Consider the following 17,267-nt stretch of genomic DNA (forward strand, 5'->3'; position numbering starts at 1 on the left):
CAAAGACCGCACTCGAATCAACGAGCACTGACTTTGATGATCGCACCGACCACCACAGCCAGCGCCCACACAAATAACCTGACCCCATTGTTAAAGAACCTCAGAAGGCGTTAAGCCCCTGATTGGAGAAACAAAATTCTAAAGCATTTCAGAATTTTGTCAATCCCCGGAACAACTCATCTGCGCCCGAAAGCGCCGCCGCTGTGGGCCGTTGCCCCGAAAGAGATGCGTATTCTACACCCTGCGCCGTGAGCGTCAACACGTTTTAAAGCTCCCCTGGCACAGTGTTTCGGTTTCCACGTATCCAGGCGTAACAGGGGCTTTTTTCAGCCCTGGTCGCTGGCCCCGAATGCCGCCTTCAGCGCGGTTCGATAGCGCTCCGCATTCTCCACGTAATGCGCCGCGCTGTATTCCAGCATGGCCTTGTGCTCGTCACTCAGGGTGCGCTTGATGACGCCGGGCGAGCCCACAACCATGGAACCATCCGGCACCTCCATACCTTCCGGGATCAGCGTATTCGCCCCAATCAGGCAGTACCTGCCAATGCGCGCCCGGTTCAGGACCACCGCATTGATACCGATCAGGCTGTAATCGCCCACTTCACAGCCGTGGAGCATGGCCTGGTGGCCCACCGTAACGCCACGACCCAGAGTGAGCGGCAGGGATGGATCAGTATGGAGCACGGCCCCATCCTGCACATTACTGTCCTCGCCGATGGTCATCAATTCATTGTCGCCGCGGATAACGGCGTTGAACCAGACGCTGCTGCGTGCCTCAAGCAGAACAGAGCCAATAATGGTGGCGTTGTCGGCGATAAAGTGACCGTCGCCGCGGATTTCAGGCCGGCGGTCTTCCAGTTCGTAGATCATTCTCACCCCTCGCGTGGTGGCTTTGTTATATCAATGGCGGCATCAAAGGCCATGTTCAGGCATTCCACCAGAATGATGGCGGACAGACCCCAGATGTCATGCTCCTGCCAGCGGTAGCACGGCACGTACAGGCGCCAGTCGTGGAAACTGATCTCATCCGTCCGGCTGCGACGGTCATCCAGAAGCCACCGCACGGGCACCTGGAAAACGGTTTCCACCTCTCCCGGTTCGGCGCAATAGGGATAGGTTTCCGGAACAAGCCCCACATAGGGCGTCACCAGAATGCCGTGACGGGAGACCACCTGGCTCAGTTCGCCCAGCAGCTCCACCCGCTCGGGAGGCAACCCGACCTCTTCATGGGTTTCACGCAGCGCTGTAGCTTCAGGCCCCGCATCCTCCTCACTGGCCATGCCGCCGGGAAACGCGACCTGACCGCTGTGGGGGCCATTGCGGGCGGCCCGGCGCGTCAGAACAATCTCCGGATCCCGCGCGTTCGTAATGGGAACCAGCACACTGGCGCGCGGATAGGCCAGCGGCAGCGCCCTGGGCCGATATTGACTGAACCGTTGCAGAAGATCCTGTTTCAAAGGTGTGACCCCGAGTTCCCGATCGTATTCGACATTATGAGATAATGCGGGTGGCCGCAATGGCCGCCGAATCAACCAGTGGCGCCGGCCCGCCGAAAAGGGTCGGAAACAGAAGATGGCCAGGAGACGGGCATGCAGTACTGCAGCAGCTGCGGGGCAAACGTGGAATTCCGGATTCCCGAAGGTGATGACCGGGAGCGCCACGTGTGCCACAACTGCGGCACGATTCACTACATCAACCCACGGATCGTAGCGGGGACGATTCCGGTCTGGGAAGACCGGATCCTGCTGTGCCGGCGCGCGATCGAGCCCCGCTATGGGTTCTGGACGCTACCGGCGGGATTCATGGAGAACGGCGAGACCACCACGGAAGCCGCTATCCGTGAAACCCTCGAGGAGGCCGAGGCCCGTGTGGAACTGGACGGCCTCTACACCGTCCTCAACGTGCCGCACATCGACCAGGTACACATGTACTTCCGTGCCCGCCTGATCGATGGCCAGTTCGGAGCCGGCGCGGAATCACTGGAAACAGCCCTCTTCCGGGAAAGCGAGATTCCGTGGGAAGAGCTCGCCTTCCCCACTGTCACCGAGAGCCTGAACCGCTACTTCCGCGACCGCAACGCCGCGGATGCCCAATACGGTGTGGTGGTGGATGACATCCGGAGACGCCTCGAGCGCAACGGCTGAGCGCTCAGAAGTCCTCCATCCGATAGACCTCGTAGGCCGGCTCCTCGTAGGGATGCCCGGCCTTCATGGCCCTGATGACGGCACGGATCAGGTCCTCCTCGCAAACCAGCTCAACCCGGTACTCAGGAACCGTCTCAATCTGCCCCTGATGACCGAGAAACGGCTGACTGCCATCCATGGGACGGAACTGCCCCTGACCCTTCGTCTGCCAGCAGCAGCTGTCGTAGTTCCCGATCCGACCACCGCCAGCGGCAAAGACCGCGGTCTTGGTCTGCTCCAGATAATCCTCCGGAACGAAGAAACAGATCTTGTACATACGTGCCTCCCGAGAGCCCTGAAAGTTAACCACAGAATCTGTGGAAAACTCTGTGAACAATTTATGGGAACAGCCTCTGAAACCGCTCAGTGACGGGCTCAGCCTCTCATTGATGAGATTTTCACCGAAACCCGATAGTTCTTTATTTTCAGATAGTTACGAATATTGAACACTTATTCGGCAGTTCGATTCAGCTTGCTATCTAAACCCGCCTGAATCGATACTCCAATGTGAATAACGATGCTGTGTCAAGGCCTTAACCGACCCATTTACGGGCATTACGGAACAATCTGAGCCAGGCACCGTCCTCGCCCCAGTTATCCGGATACCAGCTGCACTGAACCGACCGGAACACCCGCTCCGGATGGGGCATCATGATGGTGGCCCGACCGTCTTCGGAACAGAGCCCGGTAACCCCTTCCGGGGAGCCGTTGGGGTTATGCGGGTAGTGTTCCGTCGGGCGCCCGTAATGGTCAGCGTACCGCAGAGCCACCTGGTTGCCTTCCCGGAGCCCCCGCAGATCCGAGCCGTTACGGAACTCGGCCATGCCCTCGCCGTGAGCCACCGCAATGGGCAGCCGTGAGCCCGCCATGCCCTGGAAAAAGGCGGAGCGGGATTCCGGCACTTCCACCATAACGGTGCGCGCCTCAAACTGTTCCGAACGGTTACGCACAAAGCGCGGCCAGTGCCCGGTTCCGGGAATCAGCTCCCGCAGCTCCGCCAGCATCTGGCAGCCGTTGCAGACTCCCAGGGAGAGCGTGTCCCCACGCTCGAAGAACGCCTGGAACTGGGCCCGGGCACGCTGATTGAACAGGATGGACTTGGCCCAGCCACCGCCGGCCCCAAGCACATCACCGAAGGAGAAGCCACCGCAGGCCACCATGACGTGGAACTCATCCAGGGTCATCCGGCCGGAGAGGATGTCGCTCATGTGCACATCCACCGTATTGAACCCGGCCCGATCGAAGGCCGCCGCCATCTCCACCTGGCCATTGACGCCCTGCTCCCGCAGCACGGCCACGGAAGGTCGCGCCCCTGTGTTCACCAGCGGCGCGGTGATGTCCTCGCCGGGATCAAAGCTGAGATCAACATGGAGACCGGGATCGGCATCATCCGCCAGGGTCTCGAACTCCTCATCGGCACAGTCACTGTTGTCCCGGATGGCCTGCATGCGATAGCTGGTCTCGGCCCATTTCTGCGCCAGTTCCGCGCGACCACGGTCAATGAGCGCTTCGCTCTGGAAACTGAAGGTCAGCCTCTGGTCCGAAGCCGGCGCCCCGATCATGGCGATATGACTGGAAAGCCCGGCTTCCTCCATGGCCGCCAGGACCGCACTCACATTGTCGCGCGCCACCTGGATCACCGCGCCCAGCTCCTCGTTGAACAGCTCGCGCACCAGATGGCTGCTGTCTTCCAGCAGTGAATCCAGGGTGATCCGGAGACCGGTGCGGCCGGCAAAGGCCATCTCGCAGAGCGTGGTGAACAGCCCGCCATCAGAGCGGTCATGATAGGCCAGCAGCAGCCCCCGGCGATTCAGCGACTGGATGGTCTCGAAGAAGCCCCGCAGCTGTTCCGGCTTCTCCACGTCCGGCGCCACCGCACCCATGGCGCCATAGGCCTGCGCCAGGGCCGAGCCGCCCAGCCGGTTCCGGCCCTCACCCAGATCGATCATGATGAGTTCGGTGGGGCCCTGGTCGGTCCGCAGTTCCGGCGTCAGCGTTCTACGGACGTCATCCACCGGCGCAAAGCCCGTGGTCACCAGCGACAGGGGCGAGGTGACGCTGCGCGATTCGCCCTCCTGTGACCAGACCGTCTTCATGGAAAGCGAATCCTTGCCCACGGGGATCGTGATTCCCAGCTTCGGGCACAGATCCATTCCGACGGCGCGCGCCGTCTCGTAAAGATTCTCATCCTCGCCGGGGTGGCCTGCGGGCGCCATCCAGTTGGCGGACAGGCTGATCCGGGTAATATCCCCGATGGGCGCTGCCGCCAGGTTGGTCAATGTCTCGCCCACCGCCAGGCGCCCGGAAGCCGGCGCGTTGATGCAGGCCACCGGTGGCCTCTCGCCCATGGCCATGGCCTCACCGGTGTAGCCCTCGAAACTGCTGGCGGTCACCGCCACGTCCGCCACCGGCACCTGCCAGGGCCCGACCATCTGGTCACGGGCCACCTGGCCGGTAATGGAACGGTCACCAATGGTGATCAGGAAACTCTTGGACGCCACAGCGGGAATCCGCAGCACCCGATCAATGGCCTCGTCCGGATTCAGCGCTTCACTGTTGAACACCGGCTTGGTGAAGCTGGCCCGCTTCACGTCACGGTGCATGCGCGGCGGCTTGCCGAACAGCACCTGCATGGGCAGGTCCACGGCATTGTTGTCGAAATAGGCATCATGGACAGCCAGATGCGGCTCTTCCACGGCATCGCCGACCACCGCGTAGGGGCAGCGTTCCCGGCGGCAGATGGCATCGAATCGATCCAGATCGTCCGCCGCCACGGCCAGCACATACCGCTCCTGGGCCTCGTTGCACCAGATCTCCAGTGGCGACATGCCGGGTTCCGCATTGGGCACTTCACGCAGCTCAAACCGGCCGCCGCAGCCGCCGTCCTTCACCAGCTCAGGCAGGGCATTGGAGAGCCCGCCAGCGCCCACGTCATGGATAAACGCGATGGGATTGCCCTCGCCCATCTGCCAGCAGCGGTCGATCACTTCCTGGCAGCGGCGCTGCATCTCCGGGTTCTCACGCTGGACGGATGCAAAATCCAGGTCTTCCGCGCTGGCCCCGGAATCCATGGAGGAAGCGGCACCGCCACCCAGCCCGATCAGCATGGACGGGCCACCCATCACAATCAGCCGTGATCCGGTCGGGATCGCATCCTTGTGGACGTGGTCCTCGCGGATGTTGCCGAGACCGCCGGCGATCATGATGGGCTTGTGATAGCCGCGGTACTCCACCCCGTTCACACCCGGCACCTTCTGCTCAAAGGTGCGGAAATACCCGGTCAGGTTCGGGCGGCCGAACTCGTTATTGAAGGCCGCTCCCCCAACGGGGCCGTCCAGCATGATCGACAGCGGCGAGGCCATGCGCCCGGGCCGGCCGGGACTGTCTTCCCATGGCTGCTCAAAGCCGGGAATCTGAAGGTTCGAGGTGGTGAAGCCGGTCAGACCCGCCTTGGGCTTGCCACCCAGGCCGGTCGCGCCCTCGTCCCGGATCTCACCACCAGACCCCGTGGCCGCGCCCGGATGCGGCGAGATGGCCGTGGGATGGTTATGGGTCTCAACCTTGGCCAGGATGTGGATCGGTTCGCTGTGATAGCGGTAGCGCTGGGAAGAGGGATCCGGATAGAACCGCTGACCCTGAGCGCCCTCAATCACCGCCGCATTGTCCCGATAGGCGGAAAGCACCCCGTTGCCCCCCACTTCGTGGGTATTGCGGATCATGTCGAACAGCGAGCGATCCTGCTCCACGCCGTCAATGGACCAGGAGGCATTGAAGATCTTGTGGCGGCAGTGCTCCGAGTTCGCCTGGGCGAACATCATCAGCTCCACGTCCGTGGGATCACGCTCCAGGCCGGCAAAGGACTCGGCCAGATAATCGATCTCATCCTCCGCCAGAGCCAGCCCGAGGCGTTCATTGGCCTCCGCCAGCGCGGCACGACCTTCCGCCTGCACCGGCACGGCCTCCAGCGGCTTCGGCGCCTCTTCGTCGAAGAGCAGCTCCGCGCCGGCCATTTCATGGAAGACCCTTTCGGTCATACGGTCGTGAAGCAGCGCCGCCAGCGCCTCGCGTTCAGCCAGTTCCAGCTTGCGGCCGGCGCGCAGGTAAAAGGCCGTGCCGCGCTCAACCCGGCGGACCTTCGTCAGACCGCAGTTGTGCACGATATCCGTGGCCTTGCTGGACCATGGCGAAATCGTGCCGGGCCGCGGCACCACAAGGAAAAGCACCCCGTCCACTGCCTCCGCCTGGGCCCTGGGCCCGTACGTCAGCAGACGGTTGAGGACATCCAGGCCACTGCTGTCGAGCTCGGCATCCAGGTCCACAAAGTGCATGAATTCAGCGTAGAGTGACTCGATGGCAGGGCAGGTCGCCTGTACCCGCTGCATCAGCCGTTCTCTGCGAAAGGCGGAAAGGGCCGGGGCGCCGCGAAGTTCCAGCATGGGTCTATGAGCCTCGTTGATGGGCCGGGATTCAGGTAGGTTCTGAGGAGCGCGTATCATACTCAAATCGACGGACAGGATACAGGGGCAAATGACGGATGAACGGTTGTGACAGGGCCATCAACCCATGTCCGTTTTTTAACGTAGAATAGAGTATGTTTCCATCTTTGCCGGACGGGACAATGCGCAGCAGTAACCCCAAGCGCCCGGGTCTCGAACCCGGTCTGGCAGTACGTCTGGCGGCGCCGGCCATCCTGGCACTGGTGCTTACGGCCTGCTCCCAGCCCACCACACTGGACCGCATCAACCAGGAGGGCGTGCTCCATGTGGTGATGCATCCCGCCTCCACGGTCTATTACGAGGAGAACGGCGAGCCCTCGGGGTTTGAATACGAACTGGTGCGGCGTTTTGCCGATTCACTGGGCGTGGAACTGCGCGTGGAGGTGGTGGATGACTTTCCCGAGCTCTATCAGCGCCTGGACGAACACCATACCCACCTGGCTGCCTCGGGCCTGGCGCTGACCCCGGAACTCCGCCGCCGTTACCGCCACGGTCCGGTCTACGACCGGAGCCGGCCGGTCGTTGTCTATAATGCCGACGTGGATCGCCCCCACACACCAGCGGACCTCATCAGCATGGACATCGCAGTGCGGGCCGGCAGCGCCGCCGAGCAACAGCTGGAACGGATCCGCGAAACCTTGCCGGAGCTGGCCTGGCAGTCGGAAAGCAACCAGGACCCAACTGAGCTCCTTCACCGGGTCAACAAGGGTGAACTGGATGCCACCGTGATCAACAGCCGTGAACTGGAAAACAACCAGGTTTTCTTCTCCAGCGTACGGGACGGACTGGCACTGAGCAGCCCGCGCCCCGTGGGATGGCTGCTCCCCCCCGAAGGCGACGGCTCACTCATGCAGGCAGCCCGCGATTACTTTCAGAAGATCCGCGCCAACGGCACACTCGCCCAATTCGAGGAGCGATTCTTCGGCCACCTGGACCGCCTGGATTACGTCGGCGCGAAAACCTTTACCACCCACCTTGAAAACCGGCTTCCGGACTACCGTGAGACCTTCAGGAAAGCCGCCAGCGCCCATGATCTGGACTGGCGCCTTCTGGCCGCCATCGGGTACCAGGAATCCCACTGGGAACCGCGGGCTGTCTCGCCCACCGGCGTGCGCGGACTGATGATGCTGACCCTGGACACAGCCGCCCTGATCGGCGTCAAGAACCGGCTGGACCCGGAAGCCTCCATCTGGGGCGGCGCCCGTTTCTTCCGGCGCCTTCACAACCGCATTCCCGACAACATCACCGAGCCGGACAGGACCTGGTTCGCACTGGCCGCCTACAACGTTGGTTACGGCCACCTCCAGGACGCCCGCCGCCTGGCCCGCAGGGACGGCAGCAACCCCGACCGGTGGCTGGACGTCAAGGAATACCTGCCACTGCTCGCCCAGCGCAAGTACTACACCCAGACACGATACGGCTACGCCCGTGGCTATGAGCCGGTTCTCTACACCCAGAATATCCGCCGCTATTACGACGTTCTGAAATGGATGTTCCCGGGAGAGGATACTTCCGTGGCGATGACCGAAAACGGGGTGGAATCCCCTCTGGAGGACCCCGAGGAGCAGCCCTCCCGGCCCCGGAAAACCAGGGAGCAGACCGCATCCGGCGACCAGCGCCGGGAGCTGCGCCGCGTCTCCCCCCTCCTCTAGCGGCCTCAGTCCGTGGGCAATCCGTCATCCGGTGTCATGGCCAGCGCCTTCTCAATGTGCGAGTGGCTGTACCCCTTCTGCGCCAGGAAACGCCCCTGCCGCCCCTTCTCCTTCCACTCCGCCGGTGCCTCTGGCCCGAAACGCTTCTGACGCTGTTCCAGCGCCATATTCACCCAGTCATCCTCCGCCAGGGCGGTCAGCGCCTGACTGTCCCCGCTGACACCACGCTGCTCCAGCTCGGAGCGGATCCGCAGTGGCCCGTAACCCGCCTCGATCCGCTGCCGGCTGAAGGACTCCGCAAACCGTTCGTCGCTCTGCCATCCCTCACCGGCCAGCTCATCCAGAACCTCCGCCAGCAGCTCCCCACTCTCCGCCGCCCTCTCCAGCTTGCGCCAGAGCTCCAGCCGACTGTGCTCCCGCCGCGCCAGAAGCTTCATGGCGCGCTCCCTGAGGTACTGCCTGTCATCACTCATATCACCACCCGCCCAATAGGCTGACGCCATTTCTGTGTGCTAATTTTAACGACCTGATTCCAACCACCTGCCCAAACTTGCCGGGCGGGCTTTTTCGGCATTAAAGGACACTCATCATGGCCGGCTTTCTGAAACAGTTCTTCAAACCCAGGCAACCCACAAGCGCCGCCGAACAACCGGAGCCTCAGGCCAGAACGGCCACACCGGAACGCCCGGCCCCGGACCCCGATATCGTAGCCAAAGCCACAACCACCGGCGAACTCGAAACACTGGCGAGCCAGGGCGAAACCGCTGCCATCCGTCGTGAAGCCATTGGCCGCATCCAGGACACCGAGGCGCTTGAGCGCATCAGCCGCGCCCTCAAGGGCCGGGACAAGGGCGCCTTCCAGGCCGCGCGCCGCAAACTGCGCGAACAGCGTGAGCAGGCCGAAGCCGAAGAGGCCCGCCAGGCTGACATAGAACGGATTCTCCAGGACATCGAGGAACTGGCCACCACCCAGGATACCAAGCTCTACCAGGCACGGCTCGACGCTCTCGTCAGCCGTTGGGGCAGTATCAGCGGCACAATCGAAAGTGCCCAGACACAACGATACGAAGCCAGCCTCGCCCGGTGCCGGGAGCGGGCACAGGCCATCGCCAACGAGGAGGCCCAGGCCCGGGCCGAACAGGAACAGGCGCAGGAGCAGCAGGGTGCGGTGGAAACCCTGGCGGCCACGGCTGCGCAGCTTGCCTCGGCATGGCCCGAAGAAGGGGCAAACCTCTCCTCACTGGACGCCATGATCAAGACCCAGCGCAACCGCTGGGAGCAGGCCACCGCCAACCGGACGCCCGACACCGAGCTGAAAGCGCGCTTTGAGCGACTGATGGCGCAGCTGGAAGCCTACTATCAGGCACTCAGCACCTGGCAGCAGCACGAAGCGCAGCTGGAGCAGGCCCTGCAGGAAAAAGATACTGCCACCGTCGAGGCCACCCTGACAGCCGTCAACTGGCCTGAAGACTTCCCCGCGCCGCCAGCGCTGACCCGAGCACGCAAACACAGGGATGGGGAGGCCAGATCCACCTCCGAACCGCAGCAGGATGCGCCCAGCGTGGACACCGGTGAGCTCAGCCGTACCCTGGACGCCCTGGAACAGAGCCTGGAACAGCAGCAGCTCAAGCCCTCACGGGAGCATTTCCGGGAGGCCCAGAAGCTCCAGGACCAGCTGCCGGAAAAGGAAGCCCGCCAGCACCAGGCCCGGATCACCCGGCTCGGCCGTCAGCTCCAGGAGCTGCGGGACTGGCTCGGCTTTGCCGCCCGGCCCAAGCTGGAATCGCTGTGCGAGCAGATGGAATACCTGGCCGACCAGCCCATGGAACCCGAGGCCAAGGCCGAACACATCCAGGATCTGAAGCAGCAATGGTATGACCTGGGCGGCACACCGGACCAGCAGCTGTGGCAGCGCTTCAAGGAGGCCACGGACCGTGCCTACGAGCCGTGCCACCAGTACTTCAACGAGAAGAAGCGCCTCAAGGAAGCGAACCTTGAGAAACGCCAGTACATTGTCGAACAGCTCCAGGAATTCGTGGATAACCTTGACTGGGCCGGCTGCGACTACAAGGCCGTCGACCGCATCCAGCGCACCGCCCGGCGCGAGTGGAGCGACGCCAAACCCGTGGACTACCGCGCCAACCGTCCACTCCAGAAACAGTTTGACCGGTTGATCAAGACGCTGAACGCGGGCCTCGAGCAAGAACGCGAACGTAACGATGCCCTGAAGCGGGATGTTGTTGAGCGGGCCGAAGCCCTGGTCGAGCATGAACCGCTGCGCGAGGCCACCGACGGCGCCAAAGCCCTGCAGAAGGAGTGGGAGGCCATCGGCATCACCCACCAGCAGGAGGACCGCCGTCTCTGGAAAGCGTTCCGCAGCGCCTGCGACCGGATCTTCGCGCGCCTGAGTGAAGAACGCGAAGCGCGCGACGAAGCATTCAATGCGGCCGCCGACGAGGCCGAAAAGCTCATCCGCCAGCTCCAGGATGTGGACCCGACGGAAACGGCCCCCGGCGAGCTTGAACAGTTCCGCAAAGCCTTCCGGGCACTGGAACTCCCCCGGGACCGTGCAAACGCCCTCGCCGACCGTTTCAACAAGGCCATGGACGGCGTTCAGGAGCAGCAGATGAGTGCTCTGCGCGCCCAGCGTTACCAGCAGTGGCTAGCGGCCCTGGACCAGCATCAGTCCGGTGAAGCACCTGGCCCGGAAAGCTTCCGTCACCCACCCATGCCTTTGGAGCAGGCGACCCAGGAGACGGATACCGCCAGCCAGGCCCGGGCGCTGTGCATCCGGGTGGAGATCGTATCCGGCGCCGCCACGCCACCGGAGGACCAGGCCCAACGCATGGCCCTGCAGGTCAGCCGGCTCAATGAAGGCATGAAGAGCGAACAGAGCCTGGAATCCCAGGAGGATGAGCTGGACAGTCTGCTGGCGACCTGGTGCGAGCTGGATGCCGCGGACGGCCTGACGCCGGAGCACTACCAGCGCCTGCGCGAAGCACTGAAGCACTGGTTCCTGCGCAGTAGCGGCGATGAGGCTTCGCCGCAGGAGTGAGCGCATCCGCCAACGGTTTTGATGGGTGGTGCCATTAACCCCGGGAGGGTGCGCCGCTATCGTGCCCTTGGACTTTGACACAAGCATGAAAACGGGCTGCGGGTGATCGGCAGGGAGTTCTTTCCGGGAATCGCTATGAATCCATCCATGGACGCTGCGCGATCGCCATCCATGGCGATCGAGCTTCCCTCCAAGCACTCCCTGCCGCTCACCTCCAGACGCATAGCTGATTTGAACCCCACATGACAGAGATCCCGAGATGACCGAAGAAGCCTACATTTTCGATGCCGTGCGGACACCGCGCGGTCGGGGTAAAGCCGATGGTGCCCTGCACGAGGTCAAGCCGGTAACCCTGCTCGGCCAGACTCTCACGGCCCTGCAACAAAGGACCGACCTGGACACCAGCCTGGTCGACGACATTGTGATGGGCTGCGTGACGCCCATCGGCGAACAGGGCGCGGACATCGCCAAGACGGCCGCCCTGGCTGTGGACTGGGATGAGTGCGTGTCCGGTGTCCAGCTCAACCGCTTCTGTGCCTCCGGGCTGGAAGCCGTGAACCTGGCGGCGATGAAGGTACGCTCGGGATTTGAAGATCTCGTAGTGGCCGGCGGCGTGGAATCCATGTCGCGCGTGCCCATGGGCTCGGATGGCGGTGCCTGGGCCACGGATCCGGAGACCAACCTGCACACCGGTTTCATGCCCCAGGGCATTGGCGCGGATCTGATCGCCACCATCGAGGGTTTCTCCCGCCAGGACGTGGATAACTTCGCCGCGGAATCCCAGCGCAAGGCGGCCGAGGCCTGGGAGAAGGGCTACTTCAAAAAATCCGTGGTGCCGGTTAAGGACAGGAACGGTCTGGTCATTCTGGACCGGGATCAACACGTGCGCCCCGGCACCACCGCCGAGGCCCTGGGCCAGCTCAAGCCGTCCTTCCAGCAGATGGGCGAGATGGGCTTCGACGGGGTGGCGCGGGAGAAATACCACTACGTGGAGAAGATCAACCACGTCCACACGCCGGGCAACTCATCCGGCATCGTGGACGGCGCGACCGCCATGCTGATCGGCAGTGAAGCCCGGGGTAAGCAGCTTGGCCTGAAACCGAGGGCGAAGATCATCGCCACCGCGGTGACCAGCACCGACCCCACCATCATGCTGACAGGCCCGGCTCCGGCCTCGCGCAAGGCGCTTGAGAAGGCCGGCATGACACCGGACCAGATCGACCTTTTCGAGGTGAACGAGGCGTTCGCGGCCGTGGTGATGCGTTTCCAGCGCGAGCTCAATGTCCCGGACGAGAAAGTCAACGTGAATGGCGGCGCCATTGCCATGGGCCACCCGCTCGGTGCCACCGGCGCCATGATCCTGGGCACCCTGCTCGACGAACTCGAGCGCAGGGACCAGCGCTTCGGCCTCGCCACGCTCTGCGTCGGCGGCGGCATGGGCATCGCCACCATCATTGAACGGGTTTAAGGGCAGGACGAACACCATGACGGCAATCAACTACGAGATCGACAACGACGGCATCCTGACCCTGACCATCGACATGCCGGGGCAGTCCGCCAACACCATGAACGCCGCCTTCCGCGAGGCACTGACCGAGACCGTCCAGAAGGTCGAAGGCGATGCGGAAAAGATCAATGGCATTATCATCACCTCCGCCAAGGACACCTTCTTCGCCGGGGGCGACCTGAACGAGCTGATCCAGGTCACCAACGACAACGCGGATGAGTTCTTCCAGACCATCCTCTCGCTCAAGGCCCAGATGCGGAAGCTGGAGACCCTGGGCAAGCCGGTAGTTGCCGCCATGAACGGCACGGCGTTGGGCGGCGGCTACGAGCTCTGCCTGGCGAGTCACCGGCGTATTGTGCTGGATGATCCAGGCATCAAGATTGGCCTGCCGGAAGTCACCCTGGGCCTGCTCCCCGGCGGCGGCGCCTGTGTGCGCCTGCCCCGGCTCCTCGGGCTTGAGAAGGCCTTCCCTTACCTGATGGAAGGCAAACAGATCGACCCGCAGACAGCGCTGAAGGAAGGCATGGTCGACGAGCTGGCCTCCTCACAAGAAGAGCTGCTCAAGAAAGCCCGCGAGTGGATCAAGGCCAACCCGGAAAGCAAGCAACCCTGGGACCAGAAAGGCTTCAGGATCCCCGGCGGCGGCCCCAACCATCCGGCCATGGCCCAACGTCTCGCCATAGGCCCGGCCATGCTCAAGGAGAAGACCAAGGGCTGCTACCCAGCTCCCGAACGCATCATGGCCGCGGCCGTTGAGGGCGCCAGCGTGGACGTGGATACCGCGGACCGTATCGAAGCTCGCCACTTCACCGAGATCACTTGCAGCCAGGTGGCCAAGAACATGATCCACACCTTCTGGTTCGGGCTGAACGCCATCAAGGCGGGCGGCAGCCGGCCGGATGCGCCGGCGAAATCGAAGGTCAAGAAGGTGGGCATCCTCGGTGCCGGCATGATGGGCGCGGGCATCGCCTACGTCAGTGCCAACCGGGGCATTGAGGTGGTTCTGAAGGATGTTTCCAGCGAGAACGCCGAGAAGGGCAAGGCCTACTCGGACAAACTGCTCGCCAAGAAGGTCTCGCGTGGCCAGCTGGACGAAGCGGGCAAACAGAAGGTGCTGGACCGGATCAACGCCACTGAAAACGCCGACGATCTGGCCGGCTGCGACCTGATCATCGAAGCGGTGTTCGAGGACAGCGACCTGAAGGCGAAGGTCACTCAGGAAGCGGAACCACACCTGGCCGACAACGGCATCTTCGCCTCCAACACCTCGACCATCCCGATCACCCAGCTGGCAAGGGCCTCCGCCAACGCGCAGAAGTTCATCGGCCTGCACTTCTTCTCCCCCGTGGACAAGATGCCCCTGGTCGAGATCATCAAGGGGGAGCAGACCGACGACGAGCCCCTGGCCAAGGCCTTCGACTACGTCATGCAGATCAACAAGACGCCCATCGTGGTCAACGACAGCCGGGGCTTCTTCACGTCACGGGTGTTCGGCACCTTCGTGAACGAGGGCATCACCCTGCTCTCGGAAGGCTTCCACCCCGCCTCTGTTGAGAACGCTGGCCTGCTTGCCGGCATGCCCGTAGGGCCACTGGCCATCTGTGACGAGGTGAGCCTGACGCTGACCCAGCACATCAGGGACCAGTCGAAGAAGGATACCGAAGCGGCAGGCGGCACCTGGGACCCACATCCGGCCGAGGCGGTGATCGATGCCATGGTTGATCAGCACGGTCGCAAGGGCAAGGCCGCCGGCGCTGGCTTCTACGAATACCCGGAAAACGGCAAGAAATACCTCTGGCCGGAGCTGGAAGCCCTCTATGTGGATCAGGACAGGGCCCGCAACGCGGACCTGACCCTGCTCAAGGAGCGGTTGCTCTTCATCCAGGCCATCGAGACGGTGCGCTGCCTGGAGGAAAACGTGCTGATGGAGGTGCGCGACGCCAACATCGGCTCCATCTTCGGCATCGGCTTCGCCGCCTGGAGCGGGGGCGCGCTGCAGTACATCAACCAGTACGGGCTGCAGGCGTTCACCGAGCGCGCGGATGAGCTGGCGGACCGCTTCGGCGAGCGTTTCCGGCCACCGGAGCTGCTGCGCGAGCATGCCGCGAAGCACCAGTATTTCGAATGAGCCACACCCCGACCAGTTCCGGCTGGTCGGGCCCCCTCCCTCCCCTACAATTCAGTGTCGAAGCATAGTATGGTGACTGAGACCACCTGATCAGGAGCAACGGCAACCTTGCGTATCCAAACCTTTCCTACTCTGTTCCTGGTGCTGGCGCTTCTGGTTACCGGCGCGGCACAGGCCAATCTCCAGACCGAACGCGACTACCAGGCGGTTGAGCCCACGGCCGACCAGGCTCGCGCCAATATCCTCATCGCACGCCAGCTCCAGTTCGGCCATTTCAAGGAGCAGGACATCGATGACGAGCTGGCCTCCGAGACCCTCGATGCCTACCTCGACCAGCTGGATGGCCAACGCCTCTACTTCACCCAGGGCGACATCGACCAGTTCGAGACCTACCGCGACTCCATGAAGCGCTCGCTGACATCCGGCAATCTCGAGCCCGCATTCCGTATCTACAACCATTTCCAGCAGCGGACCATCCAGCGCCTGGAATACATTCTTTCCCTGCTGGAAAAAGGCATCGATAATTTCAGCTTCGATGAGGACGACCGTTACCGGCTCGACCGCAGCGACGCCGACTGGGCAGCCAATGTGGAGGAGCTGGACGAACTCTGGCGGGATCGTATCCGCAACGCCGTCCTGAGCATGCGACTGGACGGCCAGCCGGATGAGGCGATCAGGGAAACCCTGACACGCCGCTACGAAAGCCAGCTGGACCGGGCCTACGACGCCCGCAGCGAAGATGCCTTCCAGCAGTGGATGAATGCCTTTGCCGGGCTCTGGGATCCGCACACCCAGTACCTGTCGCCACGCACCTCCGAGAACTTCGACATCAACATGAGCCTGTCCCTGGAAGGCATCGGTGCAGTGCTCCAGTCCGAAGACGGCTATACCAAGGTCTCCCGGATCGTGCCCGGTGGCCCTGCAGCCGAGGAGGGGTCACTGGGTGCGGCGGACCGGATCGTCGGCGTCGCCCAGGAAGACGAAAAGATGAAGAACGTCATCGGCTGGCGCCTTAGTGAAGTGGTGGACCTGATCCGGGGCCCCAAGGGTTCGAAGGTCCGGCTTGAGGTCATCCCGGCCGGTACCCAGAACGACATGAACACCCACGAGATCACCATTGTCCGGGACGAGGTGAAACTCGAGGAGCAGTCCGCACAGAGCGATATGATTGAAATGGAGAACGGCGGCGACCCGTGGCAGCTGGGCGTCGTCGACATCCCCACCTTCTACGCGGACCTCAAGGCCGCCCGCCAGGGCGACAAGAACTACCGCAGTACCACCAGGGACGTCCGGGCGCTTCTCGAGGACCTGAAGGCCGACGGCATGGACGGACTTGTGATCGACCTGCGCGGCAACGGCGGCGGTGCCCTCTCGGAAGCCAACCAGCTGGTGGGCCTGTTCATCGAGAGTGGCCCTACCGTCCAGGTCCGTGGCCCGGATGGTTCAGTGCAGGTGTTCCAGGACGACGGTAACAACGTTGCCTGGGACGGCCCCGTAGTCGTACTCGTCAACAATCTCAGCGCCTCCGCCTCCGAGATCTTTGCCGGCGCCATGCAGGACTACGGCCGCGGCCTGATCGTTGGCGCCCAGACCTTCGGCAAGGGCACCGTTCAGGCCATACGGCCGCTGAACCACGGCCAGCTCAAGATCACCCAGTCCAAGTTCTATCGGGTCTCCGGTGCCAGTACCCAGAACCGGGGCGTAGTGCCGGATATTGAGATCGAGGACCGTATACAGCGCGAGAACGTGGCCGAGTCCGCCCTGGACGGTGCCCTGACGTGGGATGAGATCGACACTCTCGACTATCACCGCTACTTCGAGTTCGGCGATGTACTGCAGACGATCACCAGCAAGCACGAGAAACGCTTCTCGGAGGTGCCGGAATACAAACTGCGCCAGCGCGAACTGGAACTGCTCAACGAACGCCGGGATCGGACCTGGGTCAGCCTCAATGCCGAAGAGCGGCGGGCCGAGCAGGAAGCCTTCCGCGACAAACAGCTCGCCATCGTTAACAAACGCCGCAAGCTGCAGGACGAGGAACCCTTCGACTCCTGGCAGGCGTACGAGGAGGATGCGGAATCCCGCCCGGCCATGGCCCGGCGCAGCGAACTGGCGGATGAAGGACCGGACTTTGTGGTGCGGGAAGCAGGCGCGATCCTCACCGATCTTCTGGCCCAGAGCCAACACTACGCCAGCATCTATCACGAAACTCCCGAAAAGGGAGCAGTGGCCGGCGAATAGAGCGGA

Annotated in this window: 11 protein-coding genes; 6 read left to right on the forward strand and 5 right to left on the reverse strand. The window is 63.1% G+C overall.

Features of this window, described 5'->3' with window-relative positions; all coding sequences use genetic code 11:
* Window positions 1-326 precede the first annotated feature (326 nt).
* Both GLW01_RS05610 and GLW01_RS05615 read right to left on the reverse strand, forming a co-directional pair.
* The gene (locus GLW01_RS05610) at window positions 327-869 is read right to left on the reverse strand and encodes a gamma carbonic anhydrase family protein (protein ID WP_160898461.1); all 543 of its coding nucleotides are present in this window, start codon (window positions 867-869) and stop codon (window positions 327-329) included.
* 2 nt (window positions 870-871) lie between these two features.
* Window positions 872-1,456: a CoA pyrophosphatase gene (locus tag GLW01_RS05615; RefSeq protein ID WP_151441623.1), complete on the reverse strand. Its 585-nt coding sequence runs from the start codon at window positions 1,454-1,456 to the stop codon at window positions 872-874.
* 132 nt (window positions 1,457-1,588) lie between these two features.
* Here GLW01_RS05615 and GLW01_RS05620 point away from each other — a divergent pair, with 132 nt between their 5' ends.
* Window positions 1,589-2,143 carry an NUDIX hydrolase gene (locus GLW01_RS05620; RefSeq protein ID WP_095617830.1) on the forward strand — a complete coding sequence of 185 codons (555 nt, stop codon included), beginning with the start codon at window positions 1,589-1,591 and terminating at the stop codon, window positions 2,141-2,143.
* 4 nt (window positions 2,144-2,147) lie between these two features.
* Here the strand turns inward: GLW01_RS05620 and GLW01_RS05625 are convergent, their stop codons facing one another.
* Window positions 2,148-2,459, reverse strand: a complete 312-nt coding sequence (locus tag GLW01_RS05625; protein WP_151441624.1) for a YqfO family protein — start codon at window positions 2,457-2,459, stop codon at window positions 2,148-2,150.
* 256 nt (window positions 2,460-2,715) lie between these two features.
* Window positions 2,716-6,618 (reverse strand): phosphoribosylformylglycinamidine synthase, encoded by a 3,903-nt coding sequence (gene purL / locus GLW01_RS05630; protein WP_160898462.1) that lies wholly within the window; start codon window positions 6,616-6,618, stop codon window positions 2,716-2,718.
* Between the two features lie 182 nt (window positions 6,619-6,800).
* On the opposite strand from purL, the gene mltF reads away from it, so the two are divergent.
* Window positions 6,801-8,330, forward strand: coding sequence for a membrane-bound lytic murein transglycosylase MltF (gene mltF, locus GLW01_RS05635; protein ID WP_151441626.1), 1,530 nt, complete (start codon window positions 6,801-6,803; stop codon window positions 8,328-8,330).
* Between the two features lie 5 nt (window positions 8,331-8,335).
* On the opposite strand, the gene GLW01_RS05640 is transcribed toward mltF, so the two are convergent.
* Window positions 8,336-8,803 carry a regulatory protein RecX gene (locus tag GLW01_RS05640; RefSeq protein ID WP_151441627.1) on the reverse strand — a complete coding sequence of 156 codons (468 nt, stop codon included), beginning with the start codon at window positions 8,801-8,803 and terminating at the stop codon, window positions 8,336-8,338.
* 116 nt (window positions 8,804-8,919) lie between these two features.
* Between GLW01_RS05640 and GLW01_RS05645 the strand changes: the two genes are divergently transcribed.
* The 4 genes from GLW01_RS05645 (at window position 8,920) to GLW01_RS05660 (ending at window position 17,261) form a co-directional block, all read left to right on the forward strand.
* On the forward strand, window positions 8,920-11,385 hold the full coding sequence (locus GLW01_RS05645) for a DUF349 domain-containing protein (RefSeq protein ID WP_160898463.1): 2,466 nt from the start codon (window positions 8,920-8,922) through the stop codon (window positions 11,383-11,385).
* Window positions 11,386-11,644: 259 nt separating this feature from the next.
* Window positions 11,645-12,853 carry an acetyl-CoA C-acetyltransferase gene (locus GLW01_RS05650; RefSeq protein WP_160898464.1) on the forward strand — a complete coding sequence of 403 codons (1,209 nt, stop codon included), beginning with the start codon at window positions 11,645-11,647 and terminating at the stop codon, window positions 12,851-12,853.
* A gap of 16 nt (window positions 12,854-12,869) precedes the next feature.
* Window positions 12,870-15,020, forward strand: a complete 2,151-nt coding sequence (locus GLW01_RS05655) for a 3-hydroxyacyl-CoA dehydrogenase NAD-binding domain-containing protein (protein ID WP_160898465.1) — start codon at window positions 12,870-12,872, stop codon at window positions 15,018-15,020.
* A 108-nt stretch (window positions 15,021-15,128) separates the two neighbouring features.
* A complete protein-coding gene (locus GLW01_RS05660) occupies window positions 15,129-17,261 on the forward strand; it encodes a carboxy terminal-processing peptidase (protein ID WP_160898466.1) in 2,133 nt (710 codons plus the stop codon).
* Window positions 17,262-17,267: the final 6 nt, after the last annotated feature.

Source organism: Vreelandella halophila (assembly GCF_009856365.1).
In the GTDB taxonomy this organism is placed as follows: Bacteria; Pseudomonadota; Gammaproteobacteria; order Pseudomonadales; family Oleiphilaceae; genus Halospina; species Halospina utahensis_B.

Bases quoted from the DNA above. Each gene is read 5' to 3' on its own strand.
- GLW01_RS05610 (WP_160898461.1), bottom strand. From the start codon at position 869: ATGATCTACGAACTGGAAGACCGCCGGCCTGAAATCCGCGGCGACGGT.
- GLW01_RS05620 (WP_095617830.1), top strand. From the start codon at position 1,589: ATGCAGTACTGCAGCAGCTGCGGGGCAAACGTGGAATTCCGGATTCCC.
- GLW01_RS05625 (WP_151441624.1), bottom strand. From the start codon at position 2,459: ATGTACAAGATCTGTTTCTTCGTTCCGGAGGATTATCTGGAGCAGACC.
- purL (WP_160898462.1), bottom strand. From the start codon at position 6,618: ATGCTGGAACTTCGCGGCGCCCCGGCCCTTTCCGCCTTTCGCAGAGAA.
- mltF (WP_151441626.1), top strand. From the start codon at position 6,801: ATGCGCAGCAGTAACCCCAAGCGCCCGGGTCTCGAACCCGGTCTGGCA.
- GLW01_RS05640 (WP_151441627.1), bottom strand. From the start codon at position 8,803: ATGAGTGATGACAGGCAGTACCTCAGGGAGCGCGCCATGAAGCTTCTG.
- GLW01_RS05645 (WP_160898463.1), top strand. From the start codon at position 8,920: ATGGCCGGCTTTCTGAAACAGTTCTTCAAACCCAGGCAACCCACAAGC.
- GLW01_RS05650 (WP_160898464.1), top strand. From the start codon at position 11,645: ATGACCGAAGAAGCCTACATTTTCGATGCCGTGCGGACACCGCGCGGT.
- GLW01_RS05655 (WP_160898465.1), top strand. From the start codon at position 12,870: ATGACGGCAATCAACTACGAGATCGACAACGACGGCATCCTGACCCTG.